At 42.0% G+C, this 18,523-nt stretch carries 16 protein-coding genes; 14 read left to right on the forward strand and 2 right to left on the reverse strand.

Features of this window, described 5'->3' with window-relative positions; all coding sequences use genetic code 11:
• The first annotated feature begins 177 nt into the window (after positions 1-177).
• The 10 genes from BLP87_RS06545 to BLP87_RS06590 all read left to right on the forward strand — a co-directional run bounded on the left by BLP87_RS06545 (position 178) and on the right by BLP87_RS06590 (position 9,519).
• Complete coding sequence (locus BLP87_RS06545) at positions 178-1,362, forward strand: MalY/PatB family protein (protein WP_074461972.1); 1,185 nt, start codon at positions 178-180, stop codon at positions 1,360-1,362.
• 44 nt (positions 1,363-1,406) lie between these two features.
• Entirely contained in the window at positions 1,407-2,597 is a 1,191-nt protein-coding gene (locus tag BLP87_RS06550) for a trans-sulfuration enzyme family protein (protein ID WP_083334511.1), read from the forward strand.
• Positions 2,598-2,737: 140 nt separating this feature from the next.
• Complete coding sequence (locus BLP87_RS06555; protein ID WP_074461973.1) at positions 2,738-2,899, forward strand: YezD family protein; 162 nt, start codon at positions 2,738-2,740, stop codon at positions 2,897-2,899.
• A 99-nt stretch (positions 2,900-2,998) separates the two neighbouring features.
• Positions 2,999-3,871 (forward strand): radical SAM protein, encoded by an 873-nt coding sequence (locus BLP87_RS06560; protein WP_026655914.1) that lies wholly within the window; start codon positions 2,999-3,001, stop codon positions 3,869-3,871.
• Positions 3,864-4,241 carry a NifB/NifX family molybdenum-iron cluster-binding protein gene (locus tag BLP87_RS06565; RefSeq protein ID WP_026655913.1) on the forward strand — a complete coding sequence of 126 codons (378 nt, stop codon included), beginning with the start codon at positions 3,864-3,866 and terminating at the stop codon, positions 4,239-4,241. The genes BLP87_RS06560 and BLP87_RS06565 overlap by 8 nt, the downstream gene beginning before the upstream one ends.
• 120 nt (positions 4,242-4,361) lie before the next feature.
• A complete protein-coding gene (nifH, locus tag BLP87_RS06570) occupies positions 4,362-5,210 on the forward strand; it encodes a nitrogenase iron protein (protein ID WP_026655912.1) in 849 nt (282 codons plus the stop codon).
• A gap of 19 nt (positions 5,211-5,229) precedes the next feature.
• Positions 5,230-6,225, forward strand: a complete 996-nt coding sequence (locus BLP87_RS06575) for a PLP-dependent cysteine synthase family protein (protein ID WP_026655911.1) — start codon at positions 5,230-5,232, stop codon at positions 6,223-6,225.
• 44 nt (positions 6,226-6,269) lie between these two features.
• Positions 6,270-7,739 carry a nitrogenase component 1 gene (locus BLP87_RS06580; protein WP_074461974.1) on the forward strand — a complete coding sequence of 490 codons (1,470 nt, stop codon included), beginning with the start codon at positions 6,270-6,272 and terminating at the stop codon, positions 7,737-7,739.
• Positions 7,740-7,758: 19 nt separating this feature from the next.
• Positions 7,759-9,057: a nitrogenase component 1 gene (locus BLP87_RS06585; protein ID WP_074461975.1), complete on the forward strand. Its 1,299-nt coding sequence runs from the start codon at positions 7,759-7,761 to the stop codon at positions 9,055-9,057.
• Between the two features lie 12 nt (positions 9,058-9,069).
• Positions 9,070-9,519: a NifB/NifX family molybdenum-iron cluster-binding protein gene (locus BLP87_RS06590; protein ID WP_074461976.1), complete on the forward strand. Its 450-nt coding sequence runs from the start codon at positions 9,070-9,072 to the stop codon at positions 9,517-9,519.
• A gap of 76 nt (positions 9,520-9,595) precedes the next feature.
• On the opposite strand, the gene BLP87_RS06595 is transcribed toward BLP87_RS06590, so the two are convergent.
• The gene (locus BLP87_RS06595) at positions 9,596-11,359 is read right to left on the reverse strand and encodes a methyl-accepting chemotaxis protein (RefSeq protein ID WP_074461977.1); all 1,764 of its coding nucleotides are present in this window, start codon (positions 11,357-11,359) and stop codon (positions 9,596-9,598) included.
• A gap of 15 nt (positions 11,360-11,374) precedes the next feature.
• Positions 11,375-12,679, reverse strand: coding sequence for an ABC transporter substrate-binding protein (locus BLP87_RS06600; protein ID WP_074461978.1), 1,305 nt, complete (start codon positions 12,677-12,679; stop codon positions 11,375-11,377).
• A gap of 180 nt (positions 12,680-12,859) precedes the next feature.
• Between BLP87_RS06600 and BLP87_RS06605 the strand changes: the two genes are divergently transcribed.
• The 4 genes from BLP87_RS06605 to BLP87_RS06620 all read left to right on the forward strand — a co-directional run bounded on the left by BLP87_RS06605 (position 12,860) and on the right by BLP87_RS06620 (position 18,517).
• Positions 12,860-15,781: a glycosyl hydrolase 115 family protein gene (locus BLP87_RS06605; protein WP_074461979.1), complete on the forward strand. Its 2,922-nt coding sequence runs from the start codon at positions 12,860-12,862 to the stop codon at positions 15,779-15,781.
• 235 nt (positions 15,782-16,016) lie between these two features.
• Complete coding sequence (locus tag BLP87_RS06610; RefSeq protein ID WP_074461980.1) at positions 16,017-16,964, forward strand: ABC transporter substrate-binding protein; 948 nt, start codon at positions 16,017-16,019, stop codon at positions 16,962-16,964.
• 18 nt (positions 16,965-16,982) lie between these two features.
• Positions 16,983-17,744: an ABC transporter permease gene (locus BLP87_RS06615; RefSeq protein WP_074461981.1), complete on the forward strand. Its 762-nt coding sequence runs from the start codon at positions 16,983-16,985 to the stop codon at positions 17,742-17,744.
• Positions 17,744-18,517 (forward strand): ABC transporter ATP-binding protein, encoded by a 774-nt coding sequence (locus BLP87_RS06620; RefSeq protein WP_074461982.1) that lies wholly within the window; start codon positions 17,744-17,746, stop codon positions 18,515-18,517. The genes BLP87_RS06615 and BLP87_RS06620 overlap by 1 nt, the downstream gene beginning before the upstream one ends.
• Positions 18,518-18,523: the final 6 nt, after the last annotated feature.

Genomic DNA, 18,523 nt, shown 5'->3' on the forward strand with positions numbered 1-18,523 from the left:
AATGACGATAGTTATGGAGCAATTCGTATATCATTCACATTATAAATGTACTAACAGACCGCCGGTGGTCATTTCCACAAAGCGATCAACATACAATTATATTATTGAACGGACTAATGGGAGACCGCTTGTCATCATACATGATGAGCGGTCTCAATTTAAAAAGAGGTACTTATCGTGAGTAAATACGATTTTGATAAAGTGACAGACAGGCATGGAACAAGCAGCCTTAAATATGATTTTGGAATGGAAAGAAGGAGGCGCGACGATCTGCTTCCGCTCTGGGTTGCGGACATGGATTTTAAGCTCCCCGACGAAATTCTAGATGATATTAAAGCAAGAGTGGATCACGGCATATTCGGATATACAGATCCAAAGGAAGACTACCAAAAGGCAGTATCAAACTGGTACAGCAAAAGACACGGCTTTGAGGTGGAAGAAGATTGGAATACTGTAGTGCCCGGAATCGTGTACGCTATCGCAATAGCGGTCAGAGCTTTTACGCAGCCCGGAGAGAGCGTGATAATTCAGGAGCCCGTGTACTATCCGTTCAGAGAGACAATAGAACTTAATAAAAGAAAAGTCGTGAACAACCAGCTTGTATATAAAGACGGGCATTACGAGATTGATTTTGAAGATTTTGAGAAAAAAGTTGTTGAGGAAAATGTAAAGCTGTTCTTACTTTGTAGTCCTCACAATCCCGCCGGACGTGTTTGGACAAAAGAGGAACTCATAAAACTCGGTGATATCTGCGTAAGGAATAACGTCACGATATTTGCGGATGAGATTCATTCCGATTTTGTATTCAAAGGATATGAGCACACGCCGTTTATCACACTCGGAGAGAAGTATACGAAGAATCTGATCCTCGGAACTTCACCGAGTAAGACTTTTAATATAGCGGGACTTCAGATTGCAAATATAATAATCCCGAATGAATCCGTAAGATACAAATTCAGAAATGAAAATGATGCCGGAGGATACAGCCAGTGTAACGCCATAGGGCTTACGGCAACCAAGTCATGCTATGAAAAAGGCGGAGAGTGGGTTGATGAACTTATCGCTTATCTTGAAGGAAATCTTGATTACATCAGGGATTTTATAAAAGAGAAACTACCGAAGATAAAGCTGATAGAGCCTGAAGGAACATATCTTATCTGGCTTGATTTTGCGGATGCTTTTGATAACTATAGAGATCTTAGAAAATTTATAGAAGATGAGGCAAAGCTCTGGCTTGACGGAGGAGTGATATTCGGAAGAGAGACGGCTCTTTTTGAGAGAATAAATATAGCGAGTCCCAGAAGCATTATTGAGCAGGCAATGGAACAGCTCTATGCTGCATACAGTAGAAGATTTGGCTGATCTGATCAGTTTTTTCTTAAATATATACACCGGGAGGAGATTTTGTGAGTACGGAGAATGACTGTAAGAAACAAGAAGAATACAGCGTGGACACAAAGTGTCAGCTAAATGATGCGCGGCTAAAAGATATCTGGGGAGCTGTCAGCTATCCGATTTATCAGACGGCTACATTTGCGCATAAGGGACTTGGTGAGAGCACGGGATTTGATTATACGAGAATGCAGAATCCCACAAGGCAGCAGCTTGAAGCGGTTGTGGCTCTTTTGGAAAACGGAAAAGATGCGATAGCTTTTGCAAGCGGAATGGCAGCTGTTGCGGCTGTGATGGAGCTCTTTTCACCTGGAGATCATTTCATAATTGATTCGGATCTCTACGGCGGAAGCGTCAGACTCTTTAATGAGATAAGCAAAAAGAACGGACTGACATATACTACTGCATATTTAAGCAGCGAGGATGTTGTTCCGCTCATTCAGGAAAATACAAGAGCCGTGTATCTTGAAACACCGACAAATCCTATGATGAATGTCACGGATATAGAGGAGCTGGCAAAAAAAGTTCATGAAAGAGGACTTATCCTTATTGTGGATAATACTTTTTTGTCACCTTATTATCAGAACCCTCTTGATCTTGGCGCAGACATAGTGCTTCATTCGGGAACAAAGTTTCTCGGAGGTCATCACGATACCATAGGCGGATTTGCGGTTGTAAAAGATGAAGAGATCGATGAAAGATTGAGATTTATCTACAAGACAACGGGCGCGGGACTCAGTCCTTTTGACAGCTGGCTGATCTTAAGAGGAATAAGAACACTGTCTGTAAGACTTAACAAGGCGCAGGAAAATGCTTTTGCGATCGCGGAATATCTTCAGAAAAACAAGCATGTAACAAAGGTGATATATCCGGGACTCAAAGAGCATCCGGGTTACGATATCATGAAAAAGCAGGCAAGCGGTTTTGGCGCAATGCTGACATTTGAAGTTGATTCTGCGGAGTTTGCAAAAGAGATTTTGGCAAATGTTGAGCTTATCTATTTTGCAGAGAGCCTTGGCGGAACGGAGACACTTATAACTTATCCGATAACGCAGACACATGCTGATGTTCCGAAGGATGTACTTGAAAAGAACGGAATCAATGACCGTATCTTGAGACTTTCTGTAGGAATAGAGGGCACTGAGGATCTCATAAATGAGTTTGAAAGAGTGCTTGAAACGGCAGAAAAGAACACAACAAGATAGAGGGTTAAGAAAAATTTATACCCTGCTATAAATTTTTAGTGTTTTACAACAACGCCACGCTAAAGCATAATGCTAATAACATCTATGTGTATGGCAAGTACATTTTATATGAATCATTAAAGCGGCAAGGAGATAAACTTATGGCAAAGGTAGAAGTACCCCTGACAAAAGAAATTGATGCTGCTGTTTTGGAAGGGATAGTTGAGAGCATCAAAAGTTTGCAGTATGGAACGGTCACAATTACTGTACATGATGGCAAAGTGACACAGATTGAGACCAGTCGTAAACAGAGATTTAGCTGAGAGAACCTGCCGAGATTCTATCGGGTATGGTTCAACAGTCTTTTGGCAAACGAAAGTTAGAGCGAGAGCTCTGTATTTATATTTTTAGGAGATATCAAAATGGCTAAAACGTATGAAGAACTTGAAAAGAATCATCCGTGCTTTGGCGGATGCAAGTTCAACGCAGGCAGAATTCACCTTCCGGTGAGCCCAGGATGCAATATCGCGTGCAGATTCTGCGACAGAACGATAAATGACGTTGAACAGCGCCCCGGAGTAACGTCCAAGATAATAACTCCCGATGAAGCAAATACGTTTATTGATAAGGCTCTTGAGTTTGTACCTAATATTAAGGTTGCGGGAATCGCAGGCCCGGGAGATACTCTGGCAACAGACTATGCGTTTGAGACTTTCAAAAAAATCGGTGAGAGTCATCCGGAACTGCTTAAGTGTATGAGTACCAACGGACTTCTTCTTTATGAAAGAGCCGATGAACTCATAGAAATAGGAATAGATACACTTACGGTTACCGTTAATGCCGTAGATCCGGCGATTGAGGCAAAACTCAATGAATATGTCATTTGGCACGGCGAGAAGATCTACGGAGAAGAAGGCGCCAAGATACTTATTGAGAACCAGCTTAAGGGAATCAAAAAGGTAGCAGATGCAGGTGTTACGGTCAAGATAAATACGGTTCTCGTACCCGGAATAAACGATGAGCACATAGCTACAATCGCTAAGACGGTCAGAGAATTGGGAGCGATAATCTACAACATAATCCCGCTCATACCGCAGCATCAGCTTAAAGATATACCAAAGCCCACTTGTGAGCAGATTGAAAAAGCAAGGAGCGATGCGGAACAGTATATCAAGGTATTCAGACACTGCGCACACTGCAGAGCCGACGCAGTAGGAGTACCCGGCGTATCAGAGTACAGTAAGCTCGTATATCAGAGCAGATTAAATGTAAGGAACACTTTTTCACATGGATAAAGCAGTTTACAGAGTTGCACTCGCATCTACGGACAACCGATTTGTGGACCAGCACTTTGGAAGAGCTGAGAGCTTCCTTATAGTAGATGTCGATGAAAACGGTGATTATGAAGAGATTGAACAGCGATTTGTGAACCCCGTTTGTATGGGCGGACATCATGATGCTGCTGAATTAAAAAGAGGAGTAGACGGAGTTTCCGATTGTAATTTTGTTCTGGCAGCCAGAATTGGAGACGGAGCAAGAGGAGAGCTTGAAGAACGAGGTATTGCGGCATTTGAAATGCCCGGGCCGGTTTCGGAAGCGATAAGGAAACTTGACGGATATCTTAAATTACTTCAGGAAATGAACAACAACATAAAAGGACAGTAATGAAGCTGACCGGACAACCGGAGGTTTTGTGAATTTGATCTATTTGATCATTTTTCGCATGCCTTTTTTTATTGCCTGTTTTAAGGGTAAAAAATAAGAAGAAATGAGGAGAAAGAAAAAATGGCAGAACTTAGGCAGATTGCAATTTACGGAAAAGGAGGAATCGGAAAGTCTACAACAACACAGAATCTTACAGCAGGACTTGTTGAGCACGGTAAGAAAGTAATGGTTGTTGGTTGCGATCCCAAAGCGGATTCAACAAGACTTCTTCTTGGAGGACTTGCTCAGAAGACGGTTCTTGACACTATCAGAGAAGAAGGTGAGGATATCTCACTTGATCGTATCATGAAGGAAGGTTTTGGCGGTACAAAGTGCGTTGAGTCAGGCGGACCCGAGCCCGGTGTAGGATGTGCGGGAAGAGGTATCATCACATCTATCAACATGCTTGAGAATCTCGGCGCATATACAGAAGATCTTGATTATGTATTCTATGACGTACTTGGTGACGTTGTCTGCGGTGGTTTCGCAATGCCAATTCGTGAAGGTAAGGCAAAAGAGATCTATATCGTAGCAAGTGGCGAGATGATGGCTCTTTATGCCGCAAACAACATCTCAAAGGGTATTCAGAGATATGCAAGAACAGGTGGAGTAAGACTTGGCGGTATCATCTGTAACTCAAGAAACGTTGACAGAGAGCTTGACCTCTTAAGAGCATTTTCAAAAGAGCTCGGAACTAAGCTTCTTTACTTCGTCCCCAGAGATAACGTAGTTCAGCACGCTGAGATCAACAAGAAGACGGTTATCGAGTACAAGCCCGATTCAAACCAGGCTCAGGAGTATAGAAACCTGGCACAGGCAGTTATTGAGAATAAAGATTTCGTAATTCCCACACCCATGACTCAGGAAAGACTTGAGGAAATCCTCATGGAGTACGGAATGATGGAACTTTCAGACGACTACAAAATTTGATCACTAGGAGGATTATGGTATGTCAAACGTATATAAGTCAATTACAGAGCTCGTTGGAAGAACACCTCTTCTTGAGCTTTCAGGATTCGAAAAACATCACGATTTAAAGGCAACGGTTATCGGTAAGCTTGAATATTTTAATCCCAATCAGAGCGTAAAGGACAGAATTGCCCTTTCAATGATTGAAGAAGCCGAGAAGAGCGGAAAACTTAAGCCCGGCGACACTGTTGTTGAGACAACAAGCGGAAATACAGGTATCGGACTTGCAGCAATAGCGGCTGCAAAGGGATATCCTTTCAGAGTTTATATTCAGGATCAGGTTAGTAAGGAGAGATTCCAGGTAATCCAGGCATTTGGCGGAAAGACAATTAAGCTTGGTGATGAGCCTGTTATCGCTAAGGTTCTTGAGGAGACAGGCGGCGACTTCGTTGCTGCAATCAAGGCACTCAAGGAACAGGTTCTTGATAAGGAAGAGAATGTTGTATTCCTCGATCAGTGTTCTAACCCTGCAAATCCTGCAGTACATAAGAGAACAACAGGACCTGAGATCTGGGAGGATACAGACGGAGAGGTTGATATCCTCGTTGCATGCGTAGGAACAGGCGGAACAATCTCAGGAACAGGTGCTTACCTCAAGGAAAAGAATCCTAACGTAAAGGTTGTAGGTGTTCAGCCCGGACCCAATTCACTTCCCGATAAGGATAAGAATCAGCCTGAAGAAGAGATCACGGGAGTACATCCTTTTGAAGGTGTTGCTGAAAATCTCATTCCTTCAACACTTGACAGAAAGATTTATGACGAATACATCGAAGTTGAGGCTCTTGAAGCATTTGAAGCAGCAAGAGAAGTTGCGGCAAACGACGGTATCCTTATAGGTACATCATCGGGAGCAGCTCTTTATGCAGCAAAGAAGCTTGCGCAGAGACCTGAAAATGCAGGAAAGAAGATTGTTGCAATTTTCCCTGATACAGGACTCAGATATCTTTCAACAAATCTTTTTGCAACAGAAAATTAAGGAATGATGATTAATCCATACTTTAAATAGGAGAAAAAGATAAAATGGCAACAAATTTAAATAACTCCAATGTAGCTACAAGAGAGAACCGTATCGGATCTATTACAGGCTACATCGGTTCACTCAAGGATCTTGCAAGCCAGAGTGAGTGTGGAACTTTGAAAGGTTGTTCAAGATGCTTTTCGCAGTCTAGCTCATGTCTTTCAAGCTGTGCACTTGGTCAGCTCTCTGCCATAAGAGATATTGCTATTATTCATCACGGTCCTGCGGGATGTTCCGTTGCGGCAGCAGGTACATATTACCTTGATAAGGTTATGGCCAAAAAACGTGGTGTGACAAATAACACTGTTTACGTCGGAACCGATATGAACGAGAATGATACGATATTTGGCTCTACATCTACGCTTCGCAACATCATCGTTGAAGTAAACAAAAGATATAGCCCAAAGGCAATTTTTGTTTCAAGTTCCTGTGCAACAGGTATCATCGGTGAGGATATCGACAGTATCGTCGATGAGTTAAAAGAAGAGATCGATGTGCCTATCGTTGCGGTTCACTGCGAAGGATTCAAGTCAAGAATCTGGGCAACCGGTTTTGATATCGCAGACCATGCGGTTCTTCAGTCAATCGTTCAGCCTCCGAGAGAAGGCGTTAAGAGCAACAAGATCAACTTCAAGAACTTCTATGAGAGTGCAAGACCTGAAATCATAGAGATGTTCAAGAACTTTGATCTCGAGCCTACATTCCTTTACTGTAACTCAACTGTTGAAGAGCTTTCACATATTTCGGAAGCTGTTGCCACAACATGTATCTGCGGAACACTCGGAAACTATCTAGGAAACGTACTTGAAGAAAAGTTTGGTGTTCCTTATGTAAGAAGCATCAACCAGTGCGGTATCGTAGGATTCGAAGCATGGCTTCGTGAGATCGGTAAAGTTACCGGAAGAAGTGAGAAGATCGAGAAGTACATTGAAGAGCAGCGTGCAATCTATCTTCCCAAGATTGAAGAAGTCAAGAAAGAACTCAAGGGACTTAGAGCAGTACTCGGCATGGGACCCGGTTATACTTTCGAAGTATCTCGTGTCCTTAATGAACTCGGAATTGAGGTCGTATGGGCTCTTGCTTGGCATTATGACAAGAAGTATGAGAATGGAGACGTTCCGCCTTCAATGAAGTACCTTCTTGACAATGACATTGATTTCGAGGCAAGTGTTGCAGATCAGCAGAACTTCGAGGTTATGAACATTCTCAATAAATATCAGCCCGACTTGTATCTTTCAAGACATCCGGGTTCAACCGTATGGGCTATCAAAAATGGTACACCTTCAGTATATGTTGCCGATGAGTATATGATCTTCGGTTACAAGCATACTCTGGAGTTTGCATATTCCATTCTTGACAGCATCAGGAACAGAAGCTTTGAGAAGAACCTTGCAAAGAGGACAAAGCTTCCTTATACGGATTGGTGGTACAAACAGAACGTAGGAGAATTCCTTGTTAATGATAACAAATGATTCACGGAGGCTGATATAAATGGCAAAGTTACTTGATAAACAAAGATATAAGTGTGCACTGGGGGCGATGCAGACAGTGCAGGCAATAGAGAGAGCCATTCCGATCCTTCACTCGGGACCGGGATGTGCGCAGAAGCTTTCCGACGGAAACGGAAGCAGCGGATATTTTTCACCAAATATTTTCCCCTGTACCAGTATCAACGAAAAAGACGTTGTATTCGGCGGTGTAAAAAAGCTTCATTCAACAATCGAGAATTCGCTTAAGGTCATTGATGCAGACCTCTATGTGGTTCTTACAGGTTGTATTCCTGAGATCGTAGGTGATGATTCGGGTGAAGTCGTATCTGAATTTGCAGATGCGGACAAACCTGTAATTTATGCTCCGACAGCGGGATTTAAGGGAAACAATTATAGGGGACACGAGCAGATAATCGATGCGATCATAGATCAGTATACAAAAAAGACTGATAAGAAGGAGAAGGGTCTTGTAAATATCTGGGCTGACGTTCCTTATCAGGATCTTTACTGGCTCGGAAATTTAAGAGAACTTGAAAAGCTCATTAAAGAGCTTGGACTTACACCCAACACTATCTTCGGATATCAGAGAGGAATAGCGAATATTGATAAGATCGCTTCAGCTGAGTTTAACCTTCTCATTTCTCCCTGGGTTTCTGTTAAGAATGTAAAGAAGATGGAGAAAAAGCTCGGTATTCCTTATCTTCACTACAACACACTTCCTATCGGAGCATTTGAAACAAGTAAGTTCCTTCGCGAAGTAGGAAAGTTTGCGGGAGTTGATGAAAATAAGGTTGAAGCTGTAATAACAGAGCATGAAAGCTATTATTACTACCTTATCGAGAGATTTGCGGATCTTTTCCTTGAGAACCGTGTTATCAACAAGCAGTTCTCAGTTGTAGCGGACGCTCAGTATGCACTTGGAATCACAAAGTTCCTTACAAACGATCTGGGACTTGTTCCTGCAAAACAGTTCATCACAGATGATACTCCGAAGGAATACAGAGAAGCTATAACAGAAGAGTTCAAGAAGCTTAACTATGGTATTGAAGCCGAAGTTGTATTTGAGACTGACAGCTACAAGATCCATGAGCAGATAAAGAGCCATGATTATCATGGATACCCGCTTGTTCTCGGTGGTTACTACGACAAAGAGGTAACTGAGGACCTCAAGGGTAACTTCCTTAATATCTCATGGCCCGTTAAGGACAAGATAGTTCTAAATGATGCAATCGTAGGATATGAAGGCGGTATCAGACTTATAGAGGATATCTATACCGTAGCTTCTCAGAGATTTAACTAAAGAGGTAATGCGATGTCGTATTTGATTGCTGTCGCAACATCAGATGCCAAGGTTGTAGACCTTGGCTTTGGTGCAGCTAAAGGTTTCCACATCTACGAAGTAGAGGGAACCGAATATAAAGAAAAAGAATACAGAGAATTTGCGGAAGAAGAAACCGCAGAACAGGCAGCCGAAGGATGCGGACAAGACGGACAGGGCTCCGGCTGTGGCGGACAGACTGCAGGTTGTGGTGGCAATTCCGGCGGTGGCTGCGGCGGTGCAGGCGGAGCTTCCAAGAAGGTTGAACTCATCGCAGACTGCAGAAGCCTCGTTTGCCAAAAGATCGGCTTTCAGGCTCAGAAGCAGCTTGAAAAGAAAGCTATCGCAGGCTTTGATGTTGATTGCAGTGTCGATGAAGCACTTGCAAAGATCGCTGCTTATTTTGATAAGATTGATAATCATATCAGTTTAAGAAGAGAATAAGAAAGAAAAAAATAAGAACCTATTAGCACATATTACGGTTAATAGGTTCTTATTTTTATTTAAATAGACATTATGCTTACAGAGATTTGAATTTTTGAGTCGTGGTATTCAGTTGCTCGGTAATATCGTTATTTTCATTGATGGCTTCGGAAATTTTCTTTATTCCTCCGACAATCTCAGATGAACTTTCGGCAGATGACGAGATGGCGATAGAGCTTTCTTTTATTGATTCGGTAATCATCCTTACAGATTCAACCATTTCTTGCATGATCTCGTTAAGGTGAGATGCTTTATTGTCAAAGGCCGCGAACGAATCGCTCATTATATCTGCCGTGTGTTCATATTTTTCACCTGTTTCGACAAAATCATCATAATCTCCGAGAACAGTACCGTTGATATAATCAAGTGTTGACTGTGCGTTTTCCGCAAGTCGTCGAACCGCTGCGGTTACTTCTGAGCTTATTTCCTGAATATTTGCGGCTGTCATGCGGCTGTTTTCGGCAAGAGTGCTTATCTCGGTAGCAACTACAGAGAAGCCCTTTCCTGCTTCACCCGCTCTTGCCGCTTCAATGGATGCATTCAGCGCCAGAAGATTTGTGTGTTTGGCTATATCAAGGATTACATTTGTAAGTTCATTGATCTGGCTGACTTTTTCAGAATCCTGAACAGATTTTGTCAGTACTTCCGAGAGCTTTGAAACATGTTCGCTTGCGGCAATCTTTTTCTGATTTACGCGGGACTTAACTTCATTCGCCTCATTTTTAATGGTGCTTGCGGTCTCGGTTCCGGAAAGAGCCTGTTCTGTGATTTCCTGAGCAGCTGATTTAACATCTTCCACACGGTCATTAATTGAAGAAACGGTACCTGCAACAGTTTCCATATTTGCGGAAAGTTCTTCAAGTGCGGCAGAAGTATTGGTGACATTGTCATCGGCAAGGCGAAGCTCTGAAACTACTTTCTCTGATGAACTTGCAAGGACATGAGATCCGTTTTTTACATCTTTCATAATTCCCTGAAGAGTTTCAATAAAGTGATTTATTCCTGTTGTAATATATAAAAGCTCCGAGTGAGTTTTTGTCTTTATCCTGGCGGTAAGATCGCCGTTACTTTCCTCTATATTACTGATGATGGTATTGACTTCATCACTTATACGCTTGATCTTCTTCACGATGTTCTCGAAACTTATAACGAAGTTGAATGCAATGAGAAGCAACATCACAAGAGCACCGATAATTCCAACATAACTTCCTCGTTTGAACAAAGAATTCATTGTGGAAGTGGTTTCGTTTGAAGATTTGGCAATGGCAAGGTCAAGAGCCTTTGATGAGTGGAAAATAGCGATTTTCTGTATTTCTGCCTTATCGAACAAGATTGTATATGCTGAATCGCGGTCACCGGCATCACTTTTGGCGATGGCGGAATCAATAAGAGCTGTGAGCCTTTGATATTGTGATGAGATCTCATCAAGTTGAGCAGTAGCCTCATCATCGTTATACTGAGCAAAATTCGTTTTCAGTATTTCAATATCATCGGCGATGTCTTTTTTGGCGACTTCAATCTGTGGTAAAAGTGCGGCCTGTGTTTCGGCGGCACTTGCTGATATATAACCCGTTGTCTGATCGTACAGGTTCATTACATCTGATTTAAGCTTGGCTTCATGTGTTGTAAGATCCATCATTGAATCAAACATGTTGATACTGCTTGTTGTTGAAGTTTTCATGGCCGACATGACCATGAACATAACAACGAGAAATGATACAAGCATAAGTAAGTTCAAGGCAGACAGCTGGAAAACGATGGAATCTTTCTTTTTTACGATTACAGTGGTGTTTGACTTCATGTTTCGACCTCCTCCTTAAAGTGATTCGTACCATTTGGTTGCAATAGATTTGATCTCATTCATGAAACCGCCGGCGTCAACTTCGCCCGAAGCGTATTTCCGGAAGGCAAAAGACAGACCTCTTTGTCCGAGTCCCGAAGGCATATCCATCCAGTGCCAGTTGGACGTTTTACCTGATGAAATATATTCTGCTATAACAGGAGCAAAAGGATCGGAGGCTACGAATGTGCAGTCGGTAAAAGGACTTACGAAACCTGCTTCTTCAACAAGAATTTTCTGTGCTGTGGATTCGGAGCACCATTGAAGAAATGCTTTTGCACCTTCCACATTACCTTCTTTGGAAACAGCCCACCATGACGGAGCGCTCGTAAGTATAGTATCCATTCCTTCCTGAAAAGCGTAAGGAATCATTCCGACTTTGAAGTTTCCGGCTGAGGCATATTCACTTGAGTTATCACCTGTCATTGTTGCGCCTATCCATGATCCTTGAGTGATAAACGCATATTTTCCGGAAGAGAAGTTTGATACCTGATCGGCGTAAGCTCCGTTTGTAAGAAGCTCCTGATCTGAATATTGATTGAAAAGACCTATCATGGCAGCATAGTCCATAAATCTTGATTCATCAAGCTTGCCGCCATCATTCAAAAGATCGATATAAGTAGTATCGTCTCTGGCAAGTCCCGAGTCGATATATGCGCCAAAAATATGATTTCCGGCGGACCATCCAAGATTTTCCGGTTCGGTAAAATACCCGATAACAGCTCTTAAGCCAAGTTCATCCTTTTTGGCATCTATTTTTTCGAAAGCGGCTCTCATAGAATCGGGACCTGTTATGGAAGACGGATCCACACCGCATTTAGATAGGATGTCTGCATTATATGCAAGACCGATCGCTTCCGTGGTAAAAGGAAATCCCAATGTACCATAGGTTGGATCGACAAATTCAGCATCTGTCCGATTTGTCCAATCCTGATCGCTTAGATCGACCAGCAGTCCCTCCCAGTTGGAAAATCCGGAAGCTTCGCATGAAATAATATCAGGCATCTGATCTGACAGATAGTAACCTTTGAGCATCGCCTGAACATCTGCACCCGCATCGACACCAAGAACTTCGACGGGGACACCGGTTTCCTGCGTATACTTATCCGCGAGGGATTTCATTTGATTTGCAACTTCGCTTTTGGTATTTAAGACGGTCAGTTTTTCAGCAGATGTACTTTCAGAATTTTCTGCTTCATCCGATGATTCTTTTCCGCATCCGGAGAAAAAAAGACTTAGTATCAGAACAGAGACAATAATTGGTTCTTTAAAATTTTTCATACATACCCCTTTTCATGACGATTCGCTTTTATGTAAACCAAACCCTATATATATTATCCATTTAATAAATGTAATAATGATAAAAAATAAATGAAAATTTCTTAAAATATATTTACTGACAAATATGAATGTGAAGGCTATGATAGAAGATATATATGTTACTGAAAGGATGGACTATTTATGGATTTTGTTATTTCCAAAGCTAAGATTGAAAAGGGTGAAAACGCTATTATATGTGATAAAGATGCGTTGAGCGGTATAAAGAAGATTGCGGCGAAATTATCGGGAGATATGGAGGCGGTTTTTGGGAGCGCACCAAAGCTTCTTGAGGAAAGGACAGCAGACAGCCCCATATATGTCGGAATTGTCGGAGATGCACTGATAGCAGAGCTTGGGGTTGATACAACAGATATTGAAGGTAAGCGCGAAGTTTATAAGATTGAAGTTATTGAGGATGCGCTTGTTATTACGGGAAGTGATAAGCGCGGCGCCATATACGGTATGTTCAAGCTGTCGGAGATGCTTGGTGTATCGCCGTTTATTGACTGGCTTGATGTAAAACCTGCAGGAATGACCGAATTCAGCATTCCTTCCGATTATTGCATGATCTCTAAAGAGCCTTCTGTAAAGTTCAGAGGATTTTTTATTAATGACGAGTGGCCGGCTTTCGGAAACTTCTGCAATAAGAGATTCGGCGGTTTTAATGCCAAAGTATATGAACATGTTTTTGAACTGTTGTTAAGACTTAAGGGCAATTATCTGTGGCCTGCGATGTGGTCGGCAATATTCCCCGACGACGGACCGGGACTTGATAATGCAATTCTTGCCGATGAACTTGGCGTGATAATGGGAATGAGCCATCACGAGCCGTGCTTAAGGCAGGGAGAAGAATATAAGTATTTGAGAGGAAAAGATTCTATATACGGCGATGCATGGAATTTCCTTACCAACGAGGAAGGCATAACACGCTTTTGGGAAGACGGCCTTAAGAGAAGCGGAAAGTTTGAGAATGTCATTACCGTCGGTATGAGAGGTGAAGCCGATACCGCGATCATGGGCGAGGAGGCGACTTTAAAGGACAACATCGATCTTTTAAGGAAAGTTCTTGCGACTCAGAACAGGCTTATAAAAGAAAATTTAAATGAAAACCTCGACGAAGTTCCGAGGATGTTGGCACTCTATAAGGAAGTAGAGCCCTATTTCTACGGCGATGAGAATACGAAGGGACTCATGGACGATCCTGAATTGGAGGGCGTAACACTTATGCTCTGCGATGATAACCACGGAAATTTAAGAACCGTTCCCACAGAAGAGATGAGAAATCATAAGGGCGGTTACGGAATGTATTATCACTTCGACTATCATGGTCTTCCGGTGTCATTTGAATGGTTCAATACATCGCACCTTTCCAAAGTATGGGAGCAGATGACGACAGCTTATGATTTCGGAATAAGAGACCTTTGGATCGTCAATGTCGGAGATATCTTCAGTAATGAATATCCTCTGGGATACTTCCTTGATCTGGCATATGACTTTGACCGCTTTGGAACTTCAAATCCGGATAGTGCCAAAGAATACACAAAGCTCATAGTTGAGAGTAATTTCAAGGGTAAGCTTGCTGCTTCCGATATGAAAAAGTGTGAAGAGCTTCTTGAAGGCTATACAAGGATAACATCAAGCAGAAGAACCGAAGCAATGAACGACAAGGTTTATGCGCCTTTTGCGTATAATGAAGCATTTGATACACTTGCGGAAACCGAAAAGCTCATGGCTGATGCCGATGCTCTTTTAAATAAGCTTGAAGGCAATACGAGATTTGTTTTTTATGAACTTATATGGCTTCCGCTTACCGCAAATCTTAATGTTCAGAGAATGTGGCTTCTTACCACTTTGAATCACGGTTTTGCGGAACAGGGAAGCACTTATGCCATGACTCTTGGAAAGAAAATAGATGAGTGCATCGCATATGACAGAAAAATCGTAGATGAACTTCATACGATTGAAGACGGAAAGTGGTACGGAATGGGACTTTCAGAGCACATAGGATTTAATGACTGGTGCGAAGAAGGCTGCAAGTATCCGGTAGTACATACTTTTGAGCCTGCAAACAAAGAAAGACTGATCGTGTCGGTAAAGGGATCTGATTTCTACACGGAAGGCAAGTTCTGGACAGGCCACGTGGGAGCTGTTGATGCGTTCCTCAATCCTTCGAATGATGAAGCGGAACTTATACTTTCGACTGCGGGAAGAGTTGATTGCAGTTACAAGGTTGAAAATCCCAATCCGTTCTTTGAGATATCTGAGGAAGAGGGCGTTGTAAAGCCCTATACGCTCAAAGCCTTAAAGATAAGACTCGACAGAGAAAAGTATGAAAAGACAAATGTCACACCCGAAATCTGCATTCACTGTTCTGACGGCAATGTAGTAATAAAGCTTCCCGTAAATACGACGGCTGATATCGGATGCGGAGAAAAAGCCGACGGTACGTTCTATTGGCTTGGTAAGACACTTGATATGAATGAGAAGATGATAGATGCACCGCTTCATAAGAGAACATGGCCGGGCAAACTTGGTCTCATGAATTATATATCGATCGATGCAGCAAACTATACGGATAAGACCGATTCAGCCAAAGGCGGATTTAAAGTTATAGAAGACTACAGCAGAGGGCTTGATGCTGTTAAGGCATATCCTCAGGATATTATTTTCGGAACTGATGAAAAAGATTGTCCGAAGCTCACTTACAAAGTGAAAGTGCCTTCAGAGGGTGATTACAAAGTTAAGTTGTATGTCAACCCGAGCAACCCGTATTCAAGGGATAATGTGATATTCTTTGGAATCGGCGCAAATGGCGAAAAGATGCAGAAAATTAATATGATAGAGTCTGATTTTGCGGTTGGCGACGGAAATCCGTACTGGTCTTTGGTAGTTACAGAAAACAAGAGAGTTGTGGAAGTCTGCTTGAAACTTAAAGCCGGAATCAATGAAATAAATGTTTATGCGGTAGATCCAAACTTTGTTGTTCAGAAGCTCGTAATAAATAAAGCCGGTGAGGAGCTTTTGCCTTCATATCTCGGACCTAAGGAGACATTTAGATTCTAAAGCAACAAAGTTAATCAGTGAAAATCTTTATAAACTAAAAACCTTAATTAAATAGTGATTTAAAGGGCGTGGTGTATAAATATGCACCACGCCCTTTTTGACAATAACCTGTAATTATCTAATGCTATAAGCATTCTTTACTTTTCTATGATATCTGTATGTGTTATTATTCAGTAAATATAAAATACCTATTGACCTAGTGGGTAAAACGATATTATAGTGGAGGATAGTTATTATGAAAAAACATCTATTACTGACATTACTGATAGGAACGGTACTTGCGCTGTCAGGATGTGGAAATGCCGGTAACGCAAGCGCTAAGGCAGGAGGAGATGTCAAGGCAGAAGAAACCGTGAAGATAGCATATCTTCCCATAACACATTCACTTGCTGTACTTGAAGAAGCAGAGGAACTTGCAAACAACGAGAAAGTGAATGTTGAACTTGTTAAGTACGGATCATGGCCGGAACTTCTTGATGCACTCAATTCGGGAAATGTTGACGGAGCATCGGTTCTTATAGAGCTTGCCATGAAGTCAAAGGCTGAGGGCGTTGGTATCAAAGCTGTTGCACTCGGACATAAGGACGGAAATGTCATCGTCGTTTCAAATGATGTAAAAGACGGCGCCGATCTTAAAGGAAGAACAATTGCCATTCCTCATCGCCAGTCATCACATAATATTCTGGTAAATGATGCACTTGCAAAGAACGGACTTACAATCGATGACATAAATGTTGTGGAACTTGCACCTACAGAGATGCCTTCGGCATTGGTTACAGGAACAATAGACGGATACTGCGTAGCGGAGCCTTTTGGAGCGGTAGGCGTTTCCACCGGAAAGGCAAAAGTCCTGTATACATCCGAAGAATTATGGGAGGATTCCGTATGCTGCGCACTTGTTTTGACAGATGATTTTATAGATAAAAAATCTGATACAGCCAAGGCATTTGTGGAGGGATATAAGACAGCGGGAAATAATCTCGATGCCGATACGGCTAAAGCGGTTGCAGGTAAATATCTGAAGCAGAAAGATGATGTACTTGAAACTTCGCTTAAATGGATTTCCTATGATGATCTTGATATTACAGAGGAACAATATAACAAGCTTACAGAAAAGGTTAAAGAATACGGACTTTCCGACAATCCGCCCGCATACTCCGATTTTGTAAAGACTGACTTTTAATTAAGGCAAGGGGACATGATGAAAAAAATACTTTCTCTTAAATACGTTGTTGTATCAATACTTATCTTACTCGGAATTTGGCAGTTGGCTTTTTGGTTAAGTGATTACAGTTCGGCTTTGTTTCCGTCACCCTTAATGGCAATTGAAGCTCTTTTTGAAATGATAGAGGACGGAACGCTTATTGCTTCTATAGCCGCAAGTATGTACAGATTCGTGATAGGCTACGGATTATCGGTTATTACAGCGGTTTTTCTGGGACTTATCTTAGGGAGCCTGCCTAAAGTTTTTAAATATGTGAATCCGTCACTTCAGCTTTTAAGACCGATATCACCGACAGCATGGATGCCTTTTGTGGTGCTGCTGTTTGGAATAGGAGATCTTCCCGCGATAGTTATTATTTTTATAGCGGCTTTTTTCCCCGTACTGCTGTCTACGGTATCTGCGGTAAATAAGATTGATGATATGTATTTCAGAGTTGCTGATAATTTTGGTATCAGACAACCGCAGCTTATGTGGAAAGTTATTTTTCCTGCGGCTTTTCCCCAGATTGCCAATGCCGTTCATCTTGCACTCGGAAGCGCATGGATATTCCTTGTTGCGGGTGAGATGGTAGGCGCGCAGTCGGGACTTGGCTTTCAGATCATTGATGCGAGAAACAATATCAGAGCGGACATTCTTTTGGCGACAATTCTTGTAATAGGACTTATAGGTCTGTTACTTGATTTTCTTATCGGACTACTTGAAAAAAGAATTCTCAAAGCCTGGGGAGGAGAGCAGTAATGTCATACATTCATATAGAAAATGCAGGGAAAACCTTCATACAAAACGGCAAAGAATTTACGGCTTTGTCGGATGTAAATCTTGATATTGAAAAAGGTGAATTTATCTGTCTCCTTGGACCTTCGGGATGTGGAAAAAGTACGCTTCTCAATGCCGTTGCAGGTTTTGATCCCGTAAATCACGGAAGCATTACGATAGACGGAAATGAAGTAACTGCGCCAAGTACAAAGAACGTGACCATCTTCCAGAACTACGGCCTTCTTCCGTGGCGCACGGTCATCAAGAACGTAGAGCTTGGTCTTGAATCAAAAGGGATTGATAAAGATAAGAGAAAAGAGATCGCCAAAGAGTATCTCAAACTGGTTAAGCTTGAGAACTTTGCGGACAGTTTTCCGAGGCAGCTTTCCGGAGGAATGAAACAGCGAGTTGCAATAGCAAGAGCGCTTGCGGTAGAACCCGATATTATTTTTATGGATGAGCCTTTCGGAGCGCTTGATGCAATTACCAGAATGAAGCTTCAGGATGATATATTGGATATTTGCAAAAAACAAAAGAAAACAATCATCTTTGTAACCCATGATATTGAAGAAGCTGTTTATCTGGCTGACAGGATTGTTGTAATGACACCCAATCCCGGCAAAGTAAATGGTGTTATAACAGTTCCAATCCACCATTTCAGAGACAGAACAAGCGGAGACTTTTTGCTTATAAGAGACAAGATCTTCGATCTATTGCAAATGAAGGTAGAGGAAGATATTGAATATACGATTTAAGGTAGG

The sequence above is a fragment of the Butyrivibrio hungatei genome, from assembly GCF_900101605.1.
GTDB classification, from domain to species: domain Bacteria; phylum Bacillota; class Clostridia; order Lachnospirales; family Lachnospiraceae; genus Butyrivibrio; species Butyrivibrio hungatei_B.